Source organism: Streptomyces sp. NPDC107562, assembly GCF_055657325.1.
In genome coordinates this window covers 26,692-46,757 of sequence record NZ_JBVKBE010000020.1, presented here as the reverse complement: position 1 = coordinate 46,757, position 20,066 = coordinate 26,692, and the positions used below count along the sequence as shown (strand labels likewise).

Genomic DNA, 20,066 nt, shown 5'->3' with positions numbered 1-20,066 from the left:
GTCCCATGTCCCATGTCGACTCCATCGTTGCCGGTGGTCGCGCAGCGGGATGACCGGGACCACGAGGCGCCGGGTCGACACGTCACGAAAGCAGGCGGCAGTACAGGGCGTCCGGGGTCCGTGCCGAGCCCAGGCGGCCCGTGTAGGCGATCCCGGCCGCGTACTCGTCGTCCGCGCACTGCCCCTTGTAGCGGCCGACGGCGAAGTCACCGCCCTTGGGAGCCGGTCCTCGGTGGTCGCCGCGGTCGAACCAGACGGTGCGGCCGACCGTGCCGGGCTCGCCCGCCGGGGCCCGCGCGCACAGGGCGGCGGAGACGGCGGAGCCGCGGACGCTGTAGCCGGTGAGCAGGGAACCCTCGGGGCACTGGAGCTTGGTGTAGCCGGACGCCCAGTCCTGGCCGGGGCGGACGTGCCGTTCGTCGACGACCACTTCGTGGGCGCCCGGCCGCCAGGTGAGGCCGGCGTCGGTGCACAGGCCCCGGTTGCCGGTGTGGGCGAGGCCGATCAGACGCTGGCCGTCCGGGCAGACGGCCTTGCGGGCACCCGGGTCGAAGTCGGGCAGGGCGCGCATCCGACGGGAGGCGATGAAGTCGCCGTGGTCGGGGCTGAGCATGGACCAGTCCGCGACCGGTGCCACGTGCCCGGTCCGGCCCTGCGCCCCGATCAGCCGGGCCCAGGCGGCGGCCCGCCAGTCGTCGCCGTCGTAGAGGCCCATCCGGTGTCCGGCCGCGTCCCAGTGGAGCAGCGCCCAGCCGTTGCCGCGGCGGTTCTCGTGCCAGCCGACGAGCGGCCAGTACGCGAAGTCGGCGTCGGTGCGCACGAGGTGGTCGACGAAGTTCTCGAACCAGGCGCGCTGCCGGGTCCCGGTCTCCTCGCGACCGCCGACGCCGAACTCGCTGATCCAGACGGGGGCGGTGAAGTGCTGGTCCGGCTCGCCGGCGACGTAGAACGCCTGGCGGTTCAGGACGGAGATCAGCTCGCTCGGGCTCAGGTCGCGGTAGCGGGGGTCGGTGGTCTCGCCCGTACCGGTCGCCCCGCTGTGGTGGGGGCCGGTGTAGTCGTAGAAGTGGGCCGAGTAGACGAGCTTTCCGGAGTCGACGAGGGTGTGCGAGAGCCGCCGCGCGGGCTCGAGGGTGGGGCGTTCGTGGGCGAAGCCGTCGATGGGGATGCCGGTCCAGTTGATGCCCTCGACGATGATCAGGAGGTCCGGGGCGGCCTCCGTCAGGATGCGGTCGGCGACGCGCTGCGAGGCCGCGAACCAGTCGTGGTGGTCGCCCAGGCCCCAGTTGGGGTCGTCCCAGACGTCGCGGCGCACCTCGTTGTAGAGGTCGACGCCGACGACACGCTTGTTGTCCTGGTAGCGGCGGGCCATGAACAGCCAGTCGTCCTCCCAGGCCGCGGTGGACCGCGAGGCGTTCCAGCGTTCGTTGCCGTCGACTCCGCAGCACCAGCGGGTCGTGTTGGTGTGGTTGTTGAGGATGACGGCGAGGCCGGAGGCGGTCAGTTCGCGGACCACGGTGTCGTAGACCTGGAGCGGTGTCCTGCCGCGGAGGGCGGGATTGGCGGCCACGGCGTCGTCCGTCACGGGCACGGTGTCGTGGATCATCTCGTTGGAGAAGGGCAGCCGGACGCTGTTCAGACCGATCTACTGGAACCCGGCGATGATCTCGGCCAGGGGCGCACGGTCGAGGCCGAGCGGGATCCGCCCGGAGTTCTCGCCGGCGTGGTGGTTGGCGTCGTCGGCCGTGTCGCCCGAGCCGTTCCACGTGCCGCTGGCGCCGTGCCAGTTGTCGGAGCGCAGTTTGAAGCGGTCGCCGTCCGCGTCGACGATCCAGCGTCCGCGCGTGCTCAGGGGAGCCGTCCAGTCGGCGGCGGCCTCGGGCCGAGGGACGGTCGCGGGCGCGGCGGTGGCAGCGGGGCCCTGTACCAGGGGCAGCAGAAGGGCTACGGCGGCCAGTGTGGCCCTGACGACGGCTGCGCGCACGGTCACCCTCCGAACAGTTTTGTCATGGCAGCGTCATCATCGTGGACGGTGCGTCGGCGGTCCAGCCCCCGCAGGGCCGCGGGCCCCGATGGCACGTGTCAGGCGACGGGAACGACGAGGGCCGGAATCGTGCGCTGCATCCGCAGGGCGTCGACGGACTCGGCGAGCAACTCGTACTCCGTGGTGTCGTCACAGGTGGCGATCCTGACCAGCCGCCCGGCCGCCAACTGGTCGGCGATCAGCTCCTGCTGACCCGCGTCGGCGCACCAGGCGCGCAGCACCGACGGCACGTCGGCCACGCCGGAGCCGACCGGGATCAGCGCGTTCGGCGGATACGGCGCGTCACCGGGCTGGGGATCGAGCCGCTCGGCGATCCAGTTGGCGCGATCGCGCAGCCACCACAGCGCGAGTGCCAGAGTGGGTGCCCGGTAGGTGCCGAGCGGTACGCCGATTCTTCGGCCGCCGCAGGTGCCGTACGCCGTTACATGGCACAGGAATTCGTCGTGCACGCTCGCCTCCCCCGTCGCGTTGCCTGCCAGCGGTGATGCCCCGCTTTCGGTGCGGCTCCTGTGCGGTGAAAACAGTCCCTGTACCTTCGAGTATCTTCACTATTGAATCACTGTCACCATGCCTTTCCGGCCACTCTCCTGGCATATTCACCGCCCGTATTGGCCGGAACGCGACGGGTGAGGAGCGCAGGCCGGACGGTACGGATCTTGGCCAGTAGCGGAGCGAGAGCCTCCGCGATGAGTTCTTCCTGTTTACGGGGTCTGATGAGTGAAGCATTTGGCGATCACGACCGGTGGAGGCAGTCATGGGAACGGCCGGAAACGTCGACGCGGAATTCACCGCCGTCCTGCACAAGAGTCCGAGCAAAGGCGGATGGACGTATCTCGTCTGGCCCGAATCCGTCGCTTTCTTCGGCACCCGGGGACTCGTCAAGATCCGCGGCACGATTGACGGCCACCCTTTCCAGAGCTCTTTCATGGCGCTGGGCGACGGCACCCACAAGCTGCCCGTCAAGGCCGAGGTGCGCCGGGCGATCGGCAAGGAGGCGGGCGACACGGTCACGGTGCGTCTTCGGGAGCGGCTCGGCGGGTAGGCCGCGTACGCCGTCCCGGCACGAAGACACCCGTGCCCCGGAGGCGGTGGCTCACCTCCGGGGCACGGGTGGGGAATGCGGCGGGTCAGGCCAGGGCGAGTGCGTCGATGCGGGACAGCTCGTCGGCGTCGAAGTCCAGGTTGCCGATCGCGGCGACGCTGTCCTCCAGCTGCTGCGGGCTGCTCGCGCCGACCAGGGCCGAGGTCACCCGGCCGCCGCGCAGCACCCAGGCGAGCGCCATCTGCGCCAGCGTCTGGCCGCGCGACATGGCGATGTCGTTGAGGCCGCGCAGCCGGTTCACCAGCTCCTCGGTCAGCGCGTCGGACTTCAGGAAGGGGCTGTCGCCCGCGGCCCGCGAGTCCTCCGGGATGCCGTCCAGGTAGCGGCCGGTGAGCAGGCCCTGGTCCAGCGGCGAGTAGGCGATGGAGCCGACCTCCAGCTCGTCCAGGGCGTCCAGCAGGCCCTCCTCCGGAAGCCGCGAGAGCATCGAGTAGCGCGGCTGGTGGATCAGCAGCGGGGTGCCCAGCTCGCCCAGGATGCGGGCGGCCTCGCGGGTCTGCTCAGGCGAGTAGTTGGAGACGCCGACGTAGAGCGCCTTGCCCTGCTGGACCGCCGAGTGCAGGGCGCCCATCGTCTCCTCCAGCGGAGTCTCCGGGTCCGGGCGGTGCGAGTAGAAGATGTCGACGTACTCGAGGCCCATCCGGCTCAGGCTCTGGTCCAGCGAGGACAGCAGGTACTTGCGCGAGCCCCACTCGCCGTACGGACCGGGCCACATCAGGTAGCCCGCCTTGGTGGAGATCACCAGCTCGTCGCGGTACGGCGCGAGGTCCGCCTTGAGCGCCTCACCGAACGCCGACTCGGCGGCGCCGGGCGGCGGGCCGTAGTTGTTGGCCAGGTCGAAGTGGGTGATGCCGAGGTCGAAGGCGCGGCGCAGGATCGCGCGCTGGGTCTGGACCGGCCGGTCGGGGCCGAAGTTGTGCCACAGGCCGAGCGACAGTGCGGGAAGCTTGAGGCCGCTGCGGCCGGTACGCCGGTAGGGCATGTCCGCGTAGCGGTCGGGGTGTGCCGTGTACAACGCGACTCCAGAGGGGTGGGCACGGATGGTTCGGTGGGATCCCACTCTGCCGTGACCTGCGGACAGTGGTCCAACAGAAGAATCCGATGGAATTGAGCGACTAGGCTTCTCAGTCATGGAACTGCGTCATCTCCAGCACTTCGTCGCCGTCGCCGAGGACCAGCACTTCACCCGGGCGGCCGAACGGCTCATGGTGTCCCAGTCGGGACTGTCGGCCTCGATCCGGGCGCTGGAGCGCGAGTTGCAGACCCCGCTGTTCGTGCGGACCACCCGGCGGGTGACGCTCACCCCGGCCGGGCGGGCGCTGCTGGGCGAGGCGGAGCGGATCCTGGCCCAGGTGCGCTCGGCCCACGAGGCGGTGGCCGCGGTGCAGGGCGTGCTGCGCGGCATGCTCGCGCTCGGCACCGAACAGTGCATCGCCGGGGTGAACGTCGCGCGGCTGCTCGCGGCGTTCCGGCACCGGCACCCGGATGTGGAGATCTGCCTGCGGCAGGCCGGCTCCGGAGCGCTGCTGGAGGAGGTCGCCGCGGGGCGCCTGGACCTGGCCTTCGCGGTGCGCACCGAGGACGACACCGAGCAGTTGCGCTCGGTGGCGCTGACCAGTGAGCCGATGACCGTCCTGTGCCATCCCACGCACCGCCTCGCCGCCGCCGGCGCCGCCGTCACGCCGCAGGACCTGGGCGGCGAGGTGTTCGTGGACTTCCATCCCGACTGGGGGCCGCGTCGCGCCACCGACGCCGTCTTCGCCAGGGCGGGGGTCCGGCGGACCGTGGACCTGGAGGTGAACGACGTGCACAGCCTGCTGGACCTGCTGGACGAGAACCTCGGCATCGCGGTCGTGCCGCACCACTTCCGGCACAAACGCGCCTCACTCGCCGCCCTGCCCCTCAAGGGCACCGGCGAGGCCGCGTACGAGACGGTGGCCCTGTTGCCGGCGCCCGAGGCGACGAGTCCGGCCGCCAGGGCCCTGATGTCCCTCCTCGACGATCAGCCCGGCACCTGAACCACCGGCGACGCCCGCCGTCGTGGGGAGCGCGGTGATACGCCATGGTGGGACGTATGCATGCCAAGGACATCCTCAGCGACGGGTACCACCGCATCCAGGAAGAGGTCCACGCCGCCGTCGACGGCCTCACGGCCGACGACCTCAACGCCCTCCCCGGCCCCGGCGCGAACTCCGTCACCTGGCTGATCTGGCACCTCAGCCGCGTCCAGGACGACCACATCGCCGACGCCGCGGGGCTCGACCAGGTCTGGCTCGCCCAGGACTGGGACAAGCGCTTCGCGCTCGGGCTGCCGCGCCACGACACGGGGTACGGGCACGGCGCGGCGCAGGTCGCCAAGGTACGGGTCGACTCCCCCGGCCTGCTGACCGGCTACTACGACGCTGTGCACGCGCAGACCCTCGGCTTCCTGCGCGGGCTGACCGCCAAGGACCTCGAACGCATCGTCGACGAGCGCTGGGACCCCCCGGTCAGCCTCGGTGCCCGGTTGGTGAGCGTCCTGTCCGACGACCTCCAGCACGTCGGCCAGGCCGCCTACGTGAGAGGGCTGCTTCAGGCCTCGTAGCCCGGCAGGATCACGTCGCGCAGGAGGGCGTTGCGCTCGTCGAAGGGTATGAAGGCGCTCTTGACGGCGTTCACGGTGACGGTGCGCAGGTCCTCGACGGTCCAGCCCGCCTCCTCGACCAGCAGGGACATCTCCCGGGTCATGGTCGTGCCCGAGACCAGACGGTTGTCGGTGTTGAGCGTGACGCGGAAGCCGAGGTCCTTGAGCTCCGTGATGGGGTGCTCGGCGATCGAGGTGGCGGCGCCGGTCTGGAGGTTGGAGGTCGGGCACATCTCCAGCGCGATCCGGCGGTCGCGGACCCATCCGGCGAGGCGGCCGAGCTTGCCGTCCACGATGTCGTCGGTGATCCGCACCCCGTGGCCGATGCGCTGCGCGCCGCACGTCTGGAGCGCCTGGTGGATGCTGGGCAGGCCGTGCGCCTCACCGGCGTGGATGGTGAACGGCACGTTCTCCTGGCGCAGGTGCGCGAAGGCGGCCAGGTGGTCGGCGGGCGGGAAGCCGTCCTCGGCGCCGGCGATGTCGAAACCGACGACGCCCGCGTCCCGGAAGGCGACCGCGAGGTCGGCGATCTCCCGGCTCCGGTCGAACATCCGCATCCCGCACAGCAGGGTCCCCACCCGGACCGGGGTACCCGCGGCGGCCGCCTTGGCCATGCCGGCCGCGAGGCCCTCCTGCACGGTCTCGACGACCTCGGGCAGGGTCAGCCCGCCGTCGACCATGAGCTCCGGCGCGTAGCGCACCTCGCCGTACACGACGCCGTCCGCCGCGAGGTCGAGGACGTACTCCTCGGCGGTGCGCAGCAGGCCCTCGCGGGTCTGCATGACCGCGAGGGTGTGCTCGAAGGTGGCGATGTAGCGGACCAGATCGCCGGAGTTGGCGGCGTCGTAGTACCAGGCGGCGAGCGCGTCGGGGTCGGTGGTGGGCAGGGCGTGCCCGATCGCCTCCGCCAGTTCGACGACGGTGGCGGGGCGCAGGCCGCCGTCGAGGTGGTCGTGCAGGACGGCCTTGGGGAGGCGACGGAGGGTCTCGGTGTCTACGCGCGTAGCGTTCATGGTGCGCCTTTCCTGGGCGGAGCGTGCGAAGCGGGGGAGCGTGCAGGGCGGGGCGGTGCGGTCCGGAGCGGCGCCCGGTCAGCCGGCGGGCTGGAGCAGGTCCCACCGGTTGCCGTACAGGTCCTGGAAGACGGCGACCGTGCCGTAGGGCTCGTGCCGCGGCTCCTCCAGGAAGGTCACTCCTGCCGCGAGCGCCCGGGCGTGGTCACGGGCGAAGTCGTCGGTGTGCAGGAAGAAGCCGACCCGGCCTCCGGTCTGGTCGCCCACCCGGACCCGCTGCGCCTCGCCCTTGGCACGGGCGAGCAGCAGAGCGGTACCGGCGCCGTCCGTCCCCGGCTCCACCACGACCCAGCGGGAGCCGTCGGGGCGGGGCGCGTCCTCCACGAGCCGGAAGCCGAGGGCCTCGGTGTAGAAGCGGATGGCCTCGTCGTAGTCGTCGACGACGAGGGTGACCAGGGCGATACGTGCCATCGGGACCTTCCGGGAGGGCTGGTTGACGGGAGAGGTTATACGTAAAACCTCGGCGGCGCCAGTCGCTGCCGGACGGCTCTGCCGAGGGCCGCGCTCACAGTCCTCGGGCCAGCAGGAGGGTGACGTCGTCGGCCGGGGTCGGGGAGGGCAGCGTGCCGATCACCGCCGTGCAGAGCTCCTCCAGCGACGAGGCGCCCAGGGACAGCGCTCGGGCCACCCGGTCCAGGCCCACGTCGATGTCCTGGTGCCGCTCCTCGACGAGCCCGTCGCTGAACAGGGCGAGCACGGTGCCCGCGGGGAGCTCGATCTCGGCGGGCGGGAAGGGCAGCATGCCGACGCCCAGCGGGGGGCCGTGGGGCAGGTCGGGGTAGTGGACGACGCCGTCCGGGCGGGCGACGGCGGGCGGCGGATGTCCGGCCAGGGCCAACGTACAGAGCGAGGTGGCGGGATCGTAGACCGCGTAGACGCAGGTGGCACCCATCGACGGGACACCGGCCCCGGCCTCGACCTCGTCCTCGGTCAGCCGGATGAACGTCCGGTCCAGCCGGGTCAGCAACTCGTCCGGCGGCAGATCGAGGTCGGCGAGCGTGCGGATGGACGTGCGCAGCCGGCCCATGGTCGCCGCGGCGTCGATGCCGTGCCCGACCACGTCGCCCACGACGAGCGCGAGTCGTCCGCGCGGGAGGCCGATGACGTCGTACCAGTCGCCGCCGACGCTGTCCCCGGGCGACGCGGGCAGGTAGCGGGCGGCCACCTCCATGGCGGCTCCGCCGTCCAGGCGGCGCGGCAGCAGACTGCGCTGGAGCGCGAGGGCGAGCGTCCGCTCGCGGGTGTAGCGGCGGGCGTTGTCCAGGCTCAGCGCGGCCCGGGACACCAGTTCCTCGGCCAGCAGTTGATCGGTCTCGTCGAAGGGCGTCGGGTTGTCCGTCCGCACGAACACCGCCACGCCCAGGATCGCGCCCCGGGCCTGGACCGGGACGATCAGCAGGGAGTGCATGTGGAACTCACGGATCTTCGCAGCCCGGTCCGGATCCTGGTCCAGCCAGGTGCCCTCGGAGGTGTCGATCGTGGCGTGCAGCACGGGGCGGCCGGAGGACAGGGCCTCCATGAACGGCGACGTCTCGGGGACGTAGACCACCTCGCCCTCCGACCAGAGGGCCTCGGGGGCGCCCGGGTGGATCGAGGCCCGGCCCGCTCGCCGGAACTTGGGAAGGCTCCCCTGCGAGGGCCCGAACCGGTCCAGCGGCTCCTCGCCGAGCCGTACCGCCTCCGTCAGGTCGACGGTCACGTAGTCGCCGAGCAAGGGCACCGTGAAGTCGGCCAGTTCCTGGGCCGTGCGCATGACGTCGAGCGTGGTCCCGATGCGGGCGCCCGCCTCGCTGACCGTGGCGAGGCGGTTCCCGGCCCACCGCCGGTCCTTGATGACCAGCATCAGCATGCACACACCCAGCGTGCGTCCCGCGGCGTCGTCCAGGCGCACGAAGGAGGCCGAGAACGCACGGTCGCGCGGCCGTCCCGCGGGGGCAGGCGGCCGGTACTCGCGACCGGTGGCGCACGCTCCGGTCTCCAGCACCTGGACGACCACGGCTTCCAGATCGGCTGCGTCGCCGCTCAGGGCCTCGCGGGGCCGGCGTCCCAGCCGCTGGTCGCGGGGGATTCCGTCGATGCCCTCCAGCGCGTCGTTGGCCCAGACGCACCGCAGGTCGCCGTCCCAGACGGCGATCCCGACGGCCGAGTGGGTCAGCAGGGCGCGCAGCGCCTCGGCCGCCTCGCCGCCCACGTCCTCGACCAGGGCGCCCACGGCGTCCGTGCCGTCGGGGTCGCCCGCGCCCGTCACGCCGTTCGGGTCCGGTGCTCCCATAGGTGTATGACCTTCGGCCGGGACGCGACCGGAGCGCCTGCCGCCACGTGGCCGCGGATGCCCGGCGTGCCGCTCACAGCAGGTCCTCGATCGTGATCGGCAGTTTGCGCACCCGGCGCCCGGTGGCGTGGTGCACGGCGTTGGCGATCGCGGCCGCCACGCCGACCTGACCGATCTCGCCGACTCCCTTGACCCCCAGGGGATTGACGATGTCGTCCTCGATCTCGACGAGCTCGACGTCGACGTCGGGGGCGTCCGCGTTGACCGGGACGAGGTACTCGCCGAGGCTCGCGCTGACCCAGCGGCCGGTGTCCGGCTGCATGTGGTTGGCCTCCAGGAGGGCCTGGCCCAGCCCCCAGAGCATGCCGCCCATCAACTGGCTGCGCGCCGTCTTCGCGTTGAGCACCCGGCCGGGCGCGAAGGCACCGGTCATGCGCCGCACCCGGACGAGGCCGAGCTCCGCGTCGACGGCGACCTCGGCGAACTGGGCGCCGAAGGTCATCATCCCGTAGGGGATGTCGTGGGGCGGGTTCCACTGCCCCACCGCCTCGGCGTCCGGCCGGAAGTTGCGTCGCAGCAGATCGCCGTACGACTCGGACGCCGTGCCGGCGGTCATGATCCCGTCCCGGACGACGACGTCGACCGGGTCGGCGCCGTGCAGCGGTGAGCCGGGGTCGCCGACGGCGTTCATGATCAGTTGCCCGCGCAGGGCGGTCGCGGCGCTGTGCACGGCCGCGCTGATCATGCCCGCGCCCGACGATCCCACCGCGGCCGCGATGTTGGGCAGGTCGGTGTCGCCGAACTCGAACCGGCAGCGGTCCACGTTCATCCCGAGGCCCTCCGCGGCGACCTGGGTCATGACGGTGGCGACGCCCGTGCCGAACTCGGGGGTGGCGGCCTGCACGACCGCCGTGCCGTCGGCGTAGAGGCGTGCCCGGGCGCGCTGCGGGTTGGCGAGCGGGGCGACCGGGTAGACCGCGGTGGCCATGCCGGTCCCGATCAGCCAGTTCCCCTCCCGGCGCACACCCGGCCGGGGGTCGCGGTCGGCCCAGCCGAAGCGCCGGGCCCCCCGGTCGTAGCACTCCCTGAGGCCGCCGCTGGACCAGGGCAGGCCCGACATGGCGTCGACGTCGGTGTGGTTGCGCAGCCGCAGCTCGACGGGGTCCAGGCCCAGCTCGTGGGCGAGCTCGTCCATCGCGCACTCCAGCGCGTACATGCCGCTCGCCTCGCCGGGCGCCCGCATGAAGGTGGGGGTCATGGTGTTGGCGCGGAACAGCCGGTACTCGCCCTCGAAGGCGGGACAGGCGTAGATCTGCGAGGAGGTGCCGACGGAGGGTTCGGCCCAGTCGTCGAAGTGGGAGGTCGGCGACAGCTTGTGGTGCCGGATCCCGGTCAGCCTGCCCTCACGCGTCGCACCGAGGGTGATGTGCTGCTCCTGTTCCTCGCGGTGCCCGACGGAGGTGAACATCTGCTCCCGGGTGAGGGCGAGTTTGACGGGCCGGCCGATCTCACGTGCCGCCATCGCGGCGAGCGCCGAGTGGGCGTGGATCATCGCCTTGCACCCGAAGCTGCCGCCGACGTAGTGGCTGATGACCCGGATCTTCGCCATCGGCAGGCCCAGCAGCCGGGACACCGTCATCTGCGTGGCGTTGACCCCCTGCGTGGAGTCGTACAGGAGGAGTTCGTCGCCGTCCCACTGGGCCGTGGTGCAGGAGGGTTCGATCGGGTTGTGGTTGTTCGCGGCGTAGGTGTACGTGCCGTCCACGCGGACGTCGGCGTCCTGGAGGGCGGCCGACACGTCCCCGCGTTCGATACGGCCCGGTATCCAGCCGCCGAAGATCCGCTCGGGTACGTACGACTGGTCCCGGCCCTGGTCGAGGGTGGTGACCGGCGGGGTCTCCTCGTAGGTGACACGCAGCAGCCGCGCCCCGTGCTGGGCCCGTTCCCAGGTGTCGGCGAGGACGATCGCGATCTGCTGGCCCGCGTAGTGCACGGTGTCGTCCTGCATCGGGAAGAAGGTCTGGCCGGGGGCGGCCGTCCCGGCGAGCGAGGGGACGAGGGGCGGCTGCTCGGCGACCTTGGGCAGTGTCCGGTGGGTGAGCACCGCGAGGACGCCTTCCTCGGCGAGCGCGGCGCTCGTGTCGATCTCCGTGACCCGCCCGGCGGCGATGCGGGAGCCGACGACGCACGCGTACGCCATGTCCGGGAGGGGGATCTCGGTGGAGTAGCGCGCGGAGCCGCTGACCTTGGCGAAGCCGTCGACCCGGTCGAGCGGCTGTCCGAGGGCGGACGGGACGGTGGCGGTCATGACGGGCTCCCGGTCCCGGGGCGGGCCGAGGGCCCGTCTCCCGTTCCGTCGCTGAGCGTGTCGAGGGCGCGGACGATCGCGCGCTGGGCGAGTTCGACCTTGAAGGCGTTCAGCGCGGTGGGCCGGGCGGCGTCCATCTCGACACGGCCGGCCAGGGCGAAGTTGTCGCGGTTCAGGGCCGCGCCGATCAGGAAGTCCTCGGCGCGCCGGGCCCGCCAGGGCTTGGTGGCCACCCCGCCGAGGGCCATGCGTACGTCGGCGACGGTGCCGTCCACGACGGACAGCGCGGCCGCGACCGAGACGAGCGCGAACTCGTAGGACTCGCGGTCCCGGACCTTCAGGTAGAGCGAGTGCCGTGCCAGTGGCGCCGGCGGCACCTCGATGGAGGTGATCAACTCACCGTGCTCCATGGGGTGTTCGCGGTGCGGGGAGTCGCCGGGCAGGAGGAAGAAGTCGTCGATCTCGTAGGTCCGCTCACCGTTCGGGCCCAGGGTGTGCACCCGTGCGTCCAGGGCGACCAGCGCCACGGCCACGTCCGAGGGGTGGGTGGCGATGCAGTGTTCGCTGGTGCCGAGCACCGCGTGGCCACGGCTGAAGCCCTCGATCGCCGAGCAGCCCGTCCCCGGGTCACGCTTGTTGCACGCGGACTCGGCGTCGCGGAAGTACGAACAGCGCACGCGTTGCAGCAGGTTGCCCCCCATGGACGCCATGTTGCGCAGTTGCGCGGACGCCCCGAGCTCCAGGGCCTGTGCGACCAGCGGGAAGCGTTCACGTACCACGGGGGCGGCCGCGACCTCGCTCATGCGGGCCAGTGCGCCGATGCGCAGACCGCCTTCCGGGGTGCCTTCGACGGCGGCCAGCGGCAGTTCGTTGATGTCGACGAGCCGTCGGGGGTTCAGCACGTTCTGGCGGAGCAGGTCCACCTCGGTGGTGCCCCCGGCGAGGAAGTCGCTCGTGGGGTCCGCGGTGACGGCGGCGACGGCGGTCGCCGTGTCGGTCGCGCGGAGGTAGGTGATGGGCCGCACGAGGCGCCTCCTACGTCTGGTCGCGGACGGAGCGGATCGCGGCCCGGATGTGCGGATAGGCGGCGCAGCGGCAGATGTTGCCGCTCATCCACTCCTTGATCTCGGCGTCGTCACCGGCGTGTCCCTCCGCGAGCAGCGCGACGGCGGACATGATCTGGCCGGGTGTGCAGTAGCCGCACTGGAAGGCGTCCTGCTCGATGAAGGCCTGCTGCATCGGGTGCGGTTCCCCGTGGGCGGCCAGTCCCTCGACGGTGGTGATCTCGTGGCCCTCGCAGGTCATCGCCAGCGTGAGGCAGGCCAGCACCCGCCGTCCGTCGACCCACACCGTGCAGGCCCCGCAGGTGCCCTGGTCACAGCCCTTCTTCGCACCCGTCAGGTCGAGGCGCTCGCGGAGCGCGTCCAGCAGGCTCACCCGTGGCTCGATGTCCAGGGCGTGCTCGGTGCCGTTGATCGACAGTCGCACCCGGACCGGGCCGGGGCCGCGTTCCACGGGTGCGGTGCCTGTTTCGGTGACGGCCTGGCCGGGTGTGGACATGGGACACCTCCTGAGAAAGCACCCTTCATTCTCGTACGGGCACAGACCGGCTGCAAAAGTTAGATTTGCGGCATGGAACAGCATCTGCTCGCAGCCCGAGAACCGGTGACCGTGGTGTACACCTGGGAGGTGGTGCCCGGCAGGGAGCAGGAGTTCGAGCAGTGGGCGCACGGGCTGGAGCGGGAGGCGGCGGCCTTCCCCGGCCACCGGGGCGTGGTCTGGCTGCGGCCGGAGGGCGACAGCCGTCGCTACCACGCGGTGGTCCGCTTCGCCGACACCCGGAGCCTGGACCGCTGGATGACCTCCCCCGAGCGAGCCAAGTGGCAGGATCGCGTCCAGCCCTTCGGCCGCTCGGCCCACCCGAAGCTCACCACCACCGGCCTGGAGACGTGGTTCAACCTCCCCGGCACCACGGTCAGGCCCCCCGCGCGCTGGAAGATGTCGCTGGTAACGATCCTCGCGGTCTACCCGTTCGCGCTGCTCTACGACGGGCTCTTCGCCGAGTACTTCCGCGACTGGCCGCTGGTGCCCCGCACCCTGGTGTTCCCCGTCGTGCTGGCTCCCCTGCTCACCTACGCGGTCATGCCGCTGCTGAGCCGGCTCCTGCAGGCATGGCTGTACCCGGACAAGCTGGGCGCTTGAGGGCCGAGAGGGGCGGACGGCCCGGGAGGGGGCCGAGCGGCCCCCTCCCGCCTCCGCGGTGACGCTACGACTTCACGAACTCCAGGAGGTCGGGGTTCAGGACCTCCGGATGAGTCGTGAGCATGCCGTGGGGGTAGCCCTCGTACGACTTCAGGGTGCCGTGCGGGAGGAGTTCCGCGGACAGCGGTCCCGCGTCCGCGTAGGGCACGACCTGGTCGTCGGTGCCGTGCGCGACCAGCACCGGGACGTCGATCCGCTTCAGGTCCTCGGTGAAGTCGGTCTCCGAGAAGGCCTTGATGCACTCGTAGTGGGCGTTGGCCGCGCCCATCATCCCCTGCCGCCACCAGTTGTGGACCATGCCGTGGTTGATCTCCACACCGTCCCGGTTGAATCCGTAGAACGGCCCCGAGGGCACATCGAGGTAGAACTGCGAGCGGTTGGCGGCGAGGGCGGCGCGGAACTCGTCGAAGACCTCGATCGGCGTGCCACCGGGGTTGGTGTCCGACTTGACCATGATCGGCGGCACCGCGCCGACCAGCGCGGCCTTCGCCACCCGGCCGGGCTTGGCGCGCGCGACGTAGCGGGCGACCTCTCCGCCGCCGGTCGAGTGGCCGATGTGCACGGCCCCCTGAAGATCGAGCGCGTCGGTCAGCGCCGCGACATCGGCGGCGTAGGTGTCCATCTCGTGGCCCGTCGCGGACTGGCTGGAGCGTCCGTGCCCGCGCCGGTCGTGGGCGATCACGCGGTAGCCGTGGGACAGGAAGAACAGCATCTGGTTGTCCCAGTCGTCGGCACTGAGCGGCCAGCCGTGGTGGAAGACGATCGGCTGCCCGTCCCGCGGACCCCAATCCTTGTAGAAGATGGTCGTGCCGTCGGAGGTGGTGACCGTGCCCATTGCTGATCCTTCCGCTGGAGAGGCCTCGGGAGGCTGAGGCGGCCTGCTCGTGCGACGGACGCCGACGCGCCGTGGGGCAGTCGGCGTCCAGCCGTACGAATGCACCGGACCGGCGGGCCGAGGGCCGCGGCCGAGTCCATGCCAGCCACGTTACGCCCGCCTCCCGGATACCTCATTTCCTGCCGCCGGAGCAGCCCGGGGCACCCGCCCACCGGCATACGCCCTTCCGCCACCCCTGTCGCGCACGGGTGTTACCTGGGGGTAACTCCAGGTGGTTCGATGTGCGGCGCCACTCACCTCTTCACCCCACAGGGAGATCCAGTGACGCTTCCCGCACCGCGCCGCGCCCACGGCGCCGTCGTGCTCGCCTTCTCGCTGGCCGCCGCCGGACTCGCGGGTTCGGCGCCCGCCGCGGCCGCCGAGCAGACCCCGCCGCTGCGGGTGCTGTCGTACAACGTCTTCCTGTTCAGCAAGACCCTCTACCCCCACTGGGGTCAGGACCACCGGGCCGCGCGGATCGCACAGGCGCCCTTTTTCGGCGGCAACGACGTCGTGGTCGTGCAGGAGGCGTTCGACAACTCGTCCTCGGACGCGCTGAAGAGCGCCGCGGCCGCGAGCTATCCGCACCAGACCCCCGTGGTCGGGCGCGGCAGGAGCGGCTGGGACGCGACCGGCGGTGCGTACTCGGCGACGACCCCTGAGGACGGCGGGGTGGCGATCCTCAGCAAGTGGCCGATCCTGCGCAAGGAACAGTGGGTCTACAAGGACGCGTGCGGCGCGGACTGGTGGTCCAACAAGGGCTTCGCCTACGTCGTCCTGGACGTGAACGGCAGCAAGGTGCACGTCCTCGGCACGCACGCCCAGTCCACCGACCCCGGCTGCGACGTGGGCGAGGCGGCGGCGATGCGCAGCCGCCAGTTCCGGGCCGTCGACGCGTTCCTGGACGGCAAGGACATCCCGGCGGGTGAGCAGGTGCTGGTCGCCGGTGACCTGAACGTCGACTCCCGCAGTGCCGAGCACGCCTCGATGCTCACGGACGCCGGGCTGGTGGACGGCACCGCGCGCACGGGCCACCCGTACTCCTTCGACACCGCGGAGAACTCCATCGCGCGGGACCGCTACCCCGACGATCCGCGGGAGGACCTCGACTTCGTCCTCCACCGGGCGGGGCACGCCCGGCCGTCGCTCTGGACGAACGAGGTGGTCGAGGAGCGGAGCGCGCCCTGGACGGTGACGAGCTGGGGTACCGACCACACGTACACCAACCTCTCCGACCACTACCCGGTGCTCGGCCACTGACGCGGCGAGGCGGGCCCCGGGTGACCGGGGCCCGCGCCCGCGGGGACCTACGGGTAGGTGTAGGTGTTCAGGGCGTTCACCGCGGAGGCGGCGTCGCCGAGCTCGTAGCGGTCCACCGCCAGGAAGTTGGGCTTCTTGCGGGCGGCCGGCTGGCAGAAGCGGCGGGCGCGGTCGGCGAGTTTGGTGTTGTCGGTGCGGACCGTGCCGGAGAGCGGGACGTCACGGAAGTGGTTCATCACGAACAGCGGGCGGAAGCCGGGCTCCCCGCGGGTCAGCGGGAGGTTGGTGTGCGCGTCGTACCAGCGGCTGTAGCAGGACCAGTCGGAGGAGCCGAGGCCGGAACCCATCGACCAGTAGTTCTCGACGGTCCACTCCCGCTGGTACATCACGCCGAAGCTGTCCCGGGTCAGTCCCGCGGCCTCGTCGGCGGAGCGGCTGTGGTCCGTGAGGATCAGCAGCCGGTCGTTCGCCGCCACCAGCTCGGCCAGCCGGGGCCAGCCGTTGTCCCGCACGCCGGTGCGGTCGGGACGGTAGAGGATGTCCTCCAGGCCCGTGACGCGCGCGAGTTCGGAGCGCAGGACGCCCGGGTCGACGTAGTCCTCCAGGAAGACCGTGACGAACTGGTCGGGGTGGGCCCGCAGGAAGTCCACGATCCGCTGGAGGTCGACCCACAGGGCGACCGGCCGGCTGACCAGGGTGCAGCTGTTGTGGCAGAGGATCGCGCCGTCGGGGGTCTGGTGGATGTCCAGCATGAAGCCGCGGACGCCGTCGGCCAGTTGCTGGTCGATGCCGCGGGACTGGTTCGGCACGAGGTTCACGAACGGCGGGGCGAAGCCGCCGTCGACGCCGTTGGCGTAGGCGTTGTGCGAGGTGAGGAACGTGACCTGGTCGAGGGTGCGCCGGTCCTGGTCGGGCATGGGGGAGGTGACGGGGGTGACAGGGGTGAGGTACCAGGAGGCGAGGGTGCCCGGGGCGCCGACGGCCAGCGGGACCGGGTAGTTGGCGCCGGCGGGCTTGGGGGCGAGCGTGAGGTGGCGGTCGGTGCCGGGGGCCTTGAGGGTGTACCGGTCGGCGCCCGCGGGCGTGATCTCCCATGCCGCGTCGGCGCTCGCGCAGGCCACGGTGCGCGCCTGCTCGCCCGCGTGGCCGAGGCAGCTGCCGGCGGCGTCGGTGTTCTCGAGGACGTACGAGGTGCCGCTCGGACGGAGGTTCCACTGCTGGCGGTCCTCGTTGCCCTTGGGTCTGTGCTGCTCGACGACGCCCTGGTTGTCGGCCGCGTTGAGGCCGGTGGTGGCGCTCTGCACGTAGTACGTGCCCGGCGCCGGGGCCGCCACGGCGGCCCCGGCCGGGGGTGTGGGGGCCACGACCGCGGCGGCCAGCGCGGCGGTCGTGGCGAGCAGGGCGTGGGGGGTGCGACGCATGACGAATGCCCTTCGTTCGCGGTGCTTTGGTCAGGTGCATGACACCATGCCCCGCGAACCCACGTCAGCAGTACAGGTTGCCGCCCGGTGAAACCCCGAGGATCTGGGTGAACCGCTGGTAGTTGTTCACCCGGCTCTGCACCTGCGCGGGATTCTTGCCGTCGCACTCCAGGGAGCCGTTGATGCTCCGGATGGTGTGCCCGAAGCCGGCGCCGTTGACCATGGCGTTGTGGCCGGTCATGGAACCCGGACCGGACTGGGTGTTCCAGTACCACAGGCCCGTCTTCCAGGCGACGGAGGCGTTGTTCTGCACCATCCAGGGGTCACCCAGCAGGTTCAGGCCGAGCGCGTCGCCCGCGGCCTTGTAGTTGAAGTTCCAGCTCAGCTGGATCGGGCCCCGGCCGTAGTAGGCGGCCTGCCCGGCCGGACAGCCGTACGACTGGCCCCAGTCGCAGTAGTGCGGGTAGTTGGCCTGGTTCTGCTCGACGATGTGGACGAGACCACCGGTCTCGTGACCGACGTTGGCGAGGAAGGCCGCGGCCTCCTGCTTCTTCACGGTGTCGTTGCCCGTGTTGGCGAAGCCGGGGTACGCGCTGAGCGCGGCGGTGAGGCCGCTGTAGGTGTAGAACGAGTTCCGGCCCGGGAACATCTGGTTGAACTGCGCCTCGCTGACCACGAATCCGGCGGCTGACGCGGTGGGGGCCGGCTGCAGGGCCAGGGCTGCGCCCGCGAGGGCGAGCGAGCTCAGGAGTGCGGAGATGCGGATACGACGCCTCGACAAGGTTCGGCTCCTTTGCGGAACACGGCCGCTCCCGGGAAGGACGTCGGGGGCGGCCGTGGTGGGGGGTTGGTCCGCCACTCAACCGCGTTGGTCTGTACCAGTCAAGGGTGTAGACCAGTCAAACGCCCGGGAGCGCCGATGAGATGAGGCGAGCAGACGGCGGACCGGCGCACGGCGCCGGTCCGGCCTGGTGGTTCGTGCTAGCTCTTACGTCCCGTGGTCCGCCCCTGGCGCAGAAAGCGCCGCAACCGGGTCAGCGGCCAGGTGTTGATCACGTCGTCCTTGGTCAGCCAGCCACGCTGTGCCATGCCCACGCCGTAGCGCAGATGGGCGAGATGGAGCACGGAGTGGGCATCGCTGTCGACGGCGAACTTCACCCCGTACCGCTTGGCCCGCAGGATGTGCTCGTCGTTCAGGTCCAGCCGGTCGGGGTGGGAGTTGATCTCCAGGGCCGTGCCGGTGCGCGCGCACGCCTCGAAGAGCGCGTCCAGATCCACGTCGACGCCGGGCCGCCTGCCGATGAGGCGGGTGGTGGGGTGGCCTATGACGTGGACGTACGGGTTCTCGCAGGCCCGCAGGAACCGCCGGGTCATCGCCTCGCGGCTCTGGTTGAAGTGCGAGTGCACCGAGGCCACGCACAGGTCGAAGCCGGCCAGGAAGTCGTCCGGCCAGTCCACGCCGCCGTCGGGGTCGATGTTCAGCTCCACACCGTGCAGCAACCGCATCCCGCCGCGCCCGCCGCGCCGCCCGTACTCCTCGTCGAGCTCCCGGACGCGCTCGCGCTGCGCCAGCATCCGCTCGTCGGTCATGCGCTGCATGAAGAGGTTGGGCGCGTGGTCGGTGATCGCGTAGTAGGCGTGGCCGCGCGCGGCGGCCGCGGCGACCATCTCCTCCAGCGGGGCGAGCCCGTCCGTGAGGTCGGTGTGGGTGTGCAGATCGCCCCGGAGGTCGGACTCCCGCACCAGCTCGGGCAGTTCGCCGCGCGCCCCGGCCTCGATCTCGCCCCGGTCCTCGCGCAGCGCCGGCGGGATCCAGGGCAGCCCGAGGAGCGCGTAGACGTCCTCCTCCTTCTCGGAGACGATCCGCTCCCCGCTCTCGACGTCGAACAGCCCGTACTCGGAGAGCTTGAACCCCTGGTGCACGGCCCGCTCGCGGGTGCGGATGTTGTGGGCCTTGGAGCCCGTGAAGTACTGGAGTGCCGCTCCCCAGGAGTCCGGCGGGACGACCCTGAGGTCGACGGCGAGGCCCTTGGTCGTGCGGATGGACGTCTTGGTCGTGCCGCGCGCGACGACCTCACCGGTCTCGGGCAGTTCGGTGAAGGCCCGCATCAGGGGCTCCGAGTCCTCGGCGGCGACCAGGACGTCGACGTCCCCGATCGTCTCGCGCCCACGGCGCAGCGAACCGGCGTACGCGCACCGCAGGCAGCCCGGCACCTGCGACAGCCGGGCGACGATGCCCTCGGCGACATCCGTGGCGGCGTCGATCAGGACCCGGTCCCCGGAGGAGCGCAACAGCGCGATGCCGTGCAGGATGTTCTCCTCGGTCCTCGGCCCGAAGCCCTTCAGGTCCCGCAGCCGTTCCTCGTGGATCGCCTCGGCCAGTTCCTCGATCGAGGAGATGCCCAGCTGCTCGTGGATCGCCATGGCCTTCTTCGGACCCAGCGTCGGTATCGCGGTCAGCCGCCGCACGCCCGCGGGGATCCTCGCCCGCAGCTCCTCCACCGCCGTGACCCGGCCGGTGCCGAGGTACTCGACGATCTTCTCCGCGATCGACCTGCCGACGCCCGGGATCTCCTGGAGGCCCTTGAGGTCGAGCGTCGACACGTCGGCGTGGTGACCGCCGATCGCCCGGGCGGCCTTCTCGTACACCCGGGCCCGGAACGCGTCTCCCCCGGTGATCGAGATCAGGTCCGCGTACTCCGCGAACAGCGCGGCGACCTCATCGTTGGAACGAGCCACGTCTCCAGGGTAGGCACCACGTCGCGGACCCCGCTCAGCTGAGCGGCCGATCCCCCGGAATCGACATCCCCGGCCACGGCAGCGGAAG

General features: G+C 71.5%; 17 protein-coding genes and 1 pseudogene. 5 read left to right on the top strand and 13 right to left on the bottom strand.

The genetic code is table 11. The features are described from left to right. Positions 1 to 82: 82 nt before the first annotated feature. A pseudogene (locus ACZ7LV_RS35705) lies at positions 83 to 1,939 on the bottom strand (glycoside hydrolase family 5 protein). Between the two features lie 143 nt (positions 1,940 to 2,082). Further along, a complete protein-coding gene (locus ACZ7LV_RS35700) occupies positions 2,083 to 2,493 on the bottom strand; it encodes a hypothetical protein (protein WP_471945512.1) in 411 nt (136 codons plus the stop codon). 305 nt (positions 2,494 to 2,798) lie between these two features. On the opposite strand from ACZ7LV_RS35700, the gene ACZ7LV_RS35695 reads away from it, so the two are divergent. Beyond that, positions 2,799 to 3,086: a DUF1905 domain-containing protein gene (locus ACZ7LV_RS35695; protein WP_471945511.1), complete on the top strand. Its 288-nt coding sequence runs from the start codon at positions 2,799 to 2,801 to the stop codon at positions 3,084 to 3,086. Between the two features lie 85 nt (positions 3,087 to 3,171). On the opposite strand, the gene mgrA is transcribed toward ACZ7LV_RS35695, so the two are convergent. Continuing rightward, entirely contained in the window at positions 3,172 to 4,161 is a 990-nt protein-coding gene (gene mgrA / locus ACZ7LV_RS35690; protein WP_471945510.1) for an L-glyceraldehyde 3-phosphate reductase, read from the bottom strand. Between the two features lie 115 nt (positions 4,162 to 4,276). Here mgrA and ACZ7LV_RS35685 point away from each other — a divergent pair, with 115 nt between their 5' ends. Next, positions 4,277 to 5,164 carry a LysR family transcriptional regulator gene (locus tag ACZ7LV_RS35685; protein ID WP_471945509.1) on the top strand — a complete coding sequence of 296 codons (888 nt, stop codon included), beginning with the start codon at positions 4,277 to 4,279 and terminating at the stop codon, positions 5,162 to 5,164. 56 nt (positions 5,165 to 5,220) lie between these two features. Further along, complete coding sequence (locus tag ACZ7LV_RS35680; RefSeq protein WP_471945508.1) at positions 5,221 to 5,730, top strand: mycothiol transferase; 510 nt, start codon at positions 5,221 to 5,223, stop codon at positions 5,728 to 5,730. Here the strand turns inward: ACZ7LV_RS35680 and ACZ7LV_RS35675 are convergent. The 6 genes from ACZ7LV_RS35675 to ACZ7LV_RS35650 all read right to left on the bottom strand — a co-directional run bounded on the left by ACZ7LV_RS35675 (position 5,718) and on the right by ACZ7LV_RS35650 (position 12,982). Continuing rightward, the gene (locus ACZ7LV_RS35675) at positions 5,718 to 6,782 is read right to left on the bottom strand and encodes an adenosine deaminase (protein ID WP_471945507.1); all 1,065 of its coding nucleotides are present in this window, start codon (positions 6,780 to 6,782) and stop codon (positions 5,718 to 5,720) included. The two genes, ACZ7LV_RS35680 and ACZ7LV_RS35675, sit on opposite strands and share 13 nt — an antisense overlap. Before the next feature lie 78 nt (positions 6,783 to 6,860). Beyond that, the gene (locus ACZ7LV_RS35670; RefSeq protein WP_471945506.1) at positions 6,861 to 7,253 is read right to left on the bottom strand and encodes a VOC family protein; all 393 of its coding nucleotides are present in this window, start codon (positions 7,251 to 7,253) and stop codon (positions 6,861 to 6,863) included. Positions 7,254 to 7,347: 94 nt separating this feature from the next. After that, complete coding sequence (locus ACZ7LV_RS35665; RefSeq protein WP_471945505.1) at positions 7,348 to 9,114, bottom strand: SpoIIE family protein phosphatase; 1,767 nt, start codon at positions 9,112 to 9,114, stop codon at positions 7,348 to 7,350. A 73-nt stretch (positions 9,115 to 9,187) separates the two neighbouring features. Further along, a complete protein-coding gene (locus ACZ7LV_RS35660) occupies positions 9,188 to 11,422 on the bottom strand; it encodes a xanthine dehydrogenase family protein molybdopterin-binding subunit (RefSeq protein WP_471945504.1) in 2,235 nt (744 codons plus the stop codon). Continuing rightward, on the bottom strand, positions 11,419 to 12,447 hold the full coding sequence (locus ACZ7LV_RS35655) for an FAD binding domain-containing protein (protein ID WP_471945503.1): 1,029 nt from the start codon (positions 12,445 to 12,447) through the stop codon (positions 11,419 to 11,421). The genes ACZ7LV_RS35660 and ACZ7LV_RS35655 overlap by 4 nt, the downstream gene beginning before the upstream one ends. A 10-nt stretch (positions 12,448 to 12,457) precedes the next feature. Next, entirely contained in the window at positions 12,458 to 12,982 is a 525-nt protein-coding gene (locus tag ACZ7LV_RS35650; RefSeq protein ID WP_471945502.1) for a (2Fe-2S)-binding protein, read from the bottom strand. 72 nt (positions 12,983 to 13,054) lie between these two features. On the opposite strand from ACZ7LV_RS35650, the gene ACZ7LV_RS35645 reads away from it, so the two are divergent. Then, the gene (locus ACZ7LV_RS35645; RefSeq protein ID WP_471945501.1) at positions 13,055 to 13,624 is read left to right on the top strand and encodes an antibiotic biosynthesis monooxygenase; all 570 of its coding nucleotides are present in this window, start codon (positions 13,055 to 13,057) and stop codon (positions 13,622 to 13,624) included. 64 nt (positions 13,625 to 13,688) lie between these two features. On the opposite strand, the gene ACZ7LV_RS35640 is transcribed toward ACZ7LV_RS35645, so the two are convergent. Continuing rightward, a complete protein-coding gene (locus tag ACZ7LV_RS35640) occupies positions 13,689 to 14,519 on the bottom strand; it encodes an alpha/beta fold hydrolase (protein ID WP_471945500.1) in 831 nt (276 codons plus the stop codon). A 279-nt stretch (positions 14,520 to 14,798) separates the two neighbouring features. On the opposite strand from ACZ7LV_RS35640, the gene sph reads away from it, so the two are divergent. After that, positions 14,799 to 15,818, top strand: a complete 1,020-nt coding sequence (gene sph / locus ACZ7LV_RS35635; RefSeq protein WP_471945499.1) for a sphingomyelin phosphodiesterase — start codon at positions 14,799 to 14,801, stop codon at positions 15,816 to 15,818. Positions 15,819 to 15,865: 47 nt separating this feature from the next. Here the strand turns inward: sph and ACZ7LV_RS35630 are convergent, their stop codons facing one another. The 3 genes from ACZ7LV_RS35630 to polX all read right to left on the bottom strand — a co-directional run bounded on the left by ACZ7LV_RS35630 (position 15,866) and on the right by polX (position 19,978). Next, a complete protein-coding gene (locus tag ACZ7LV_RS35630) occupies positions 15,866 to 17,239 on the bottom strand; it encodes a phospholipase (protein WP_471945498.1) in 1,374 nt (457 codons plus the stop codon). A gap of 64 nt (positions 17,240 to 17,303) precedes the next feature. Next, positions 17,304 to 18,020, bottom strand: a complete 717-nt coding sequence (locus ACZ7LV_RS35625) for a chitinase (protein WP_471945497.1) — start codon at positions 18,018 to 18,020, stop codon at positions 17,304 to 17,306. 200 nt (positions 18,021 to 18,220) lie between these two features. Then, a complete protein-coding gene (polX, locus tag ACZ7LV_RS35620) occupies positions 18,221 to 19,978 on the bottom strand; it encodes a DNA polymerase/3'-5' exonuclease PolX (RefSeq protein ID WP_471945496.1) in 1,758 nt (585 codons plus the stop codon). Positions 19,979 to 20,066: the final 88 nt, after the last annotated feature.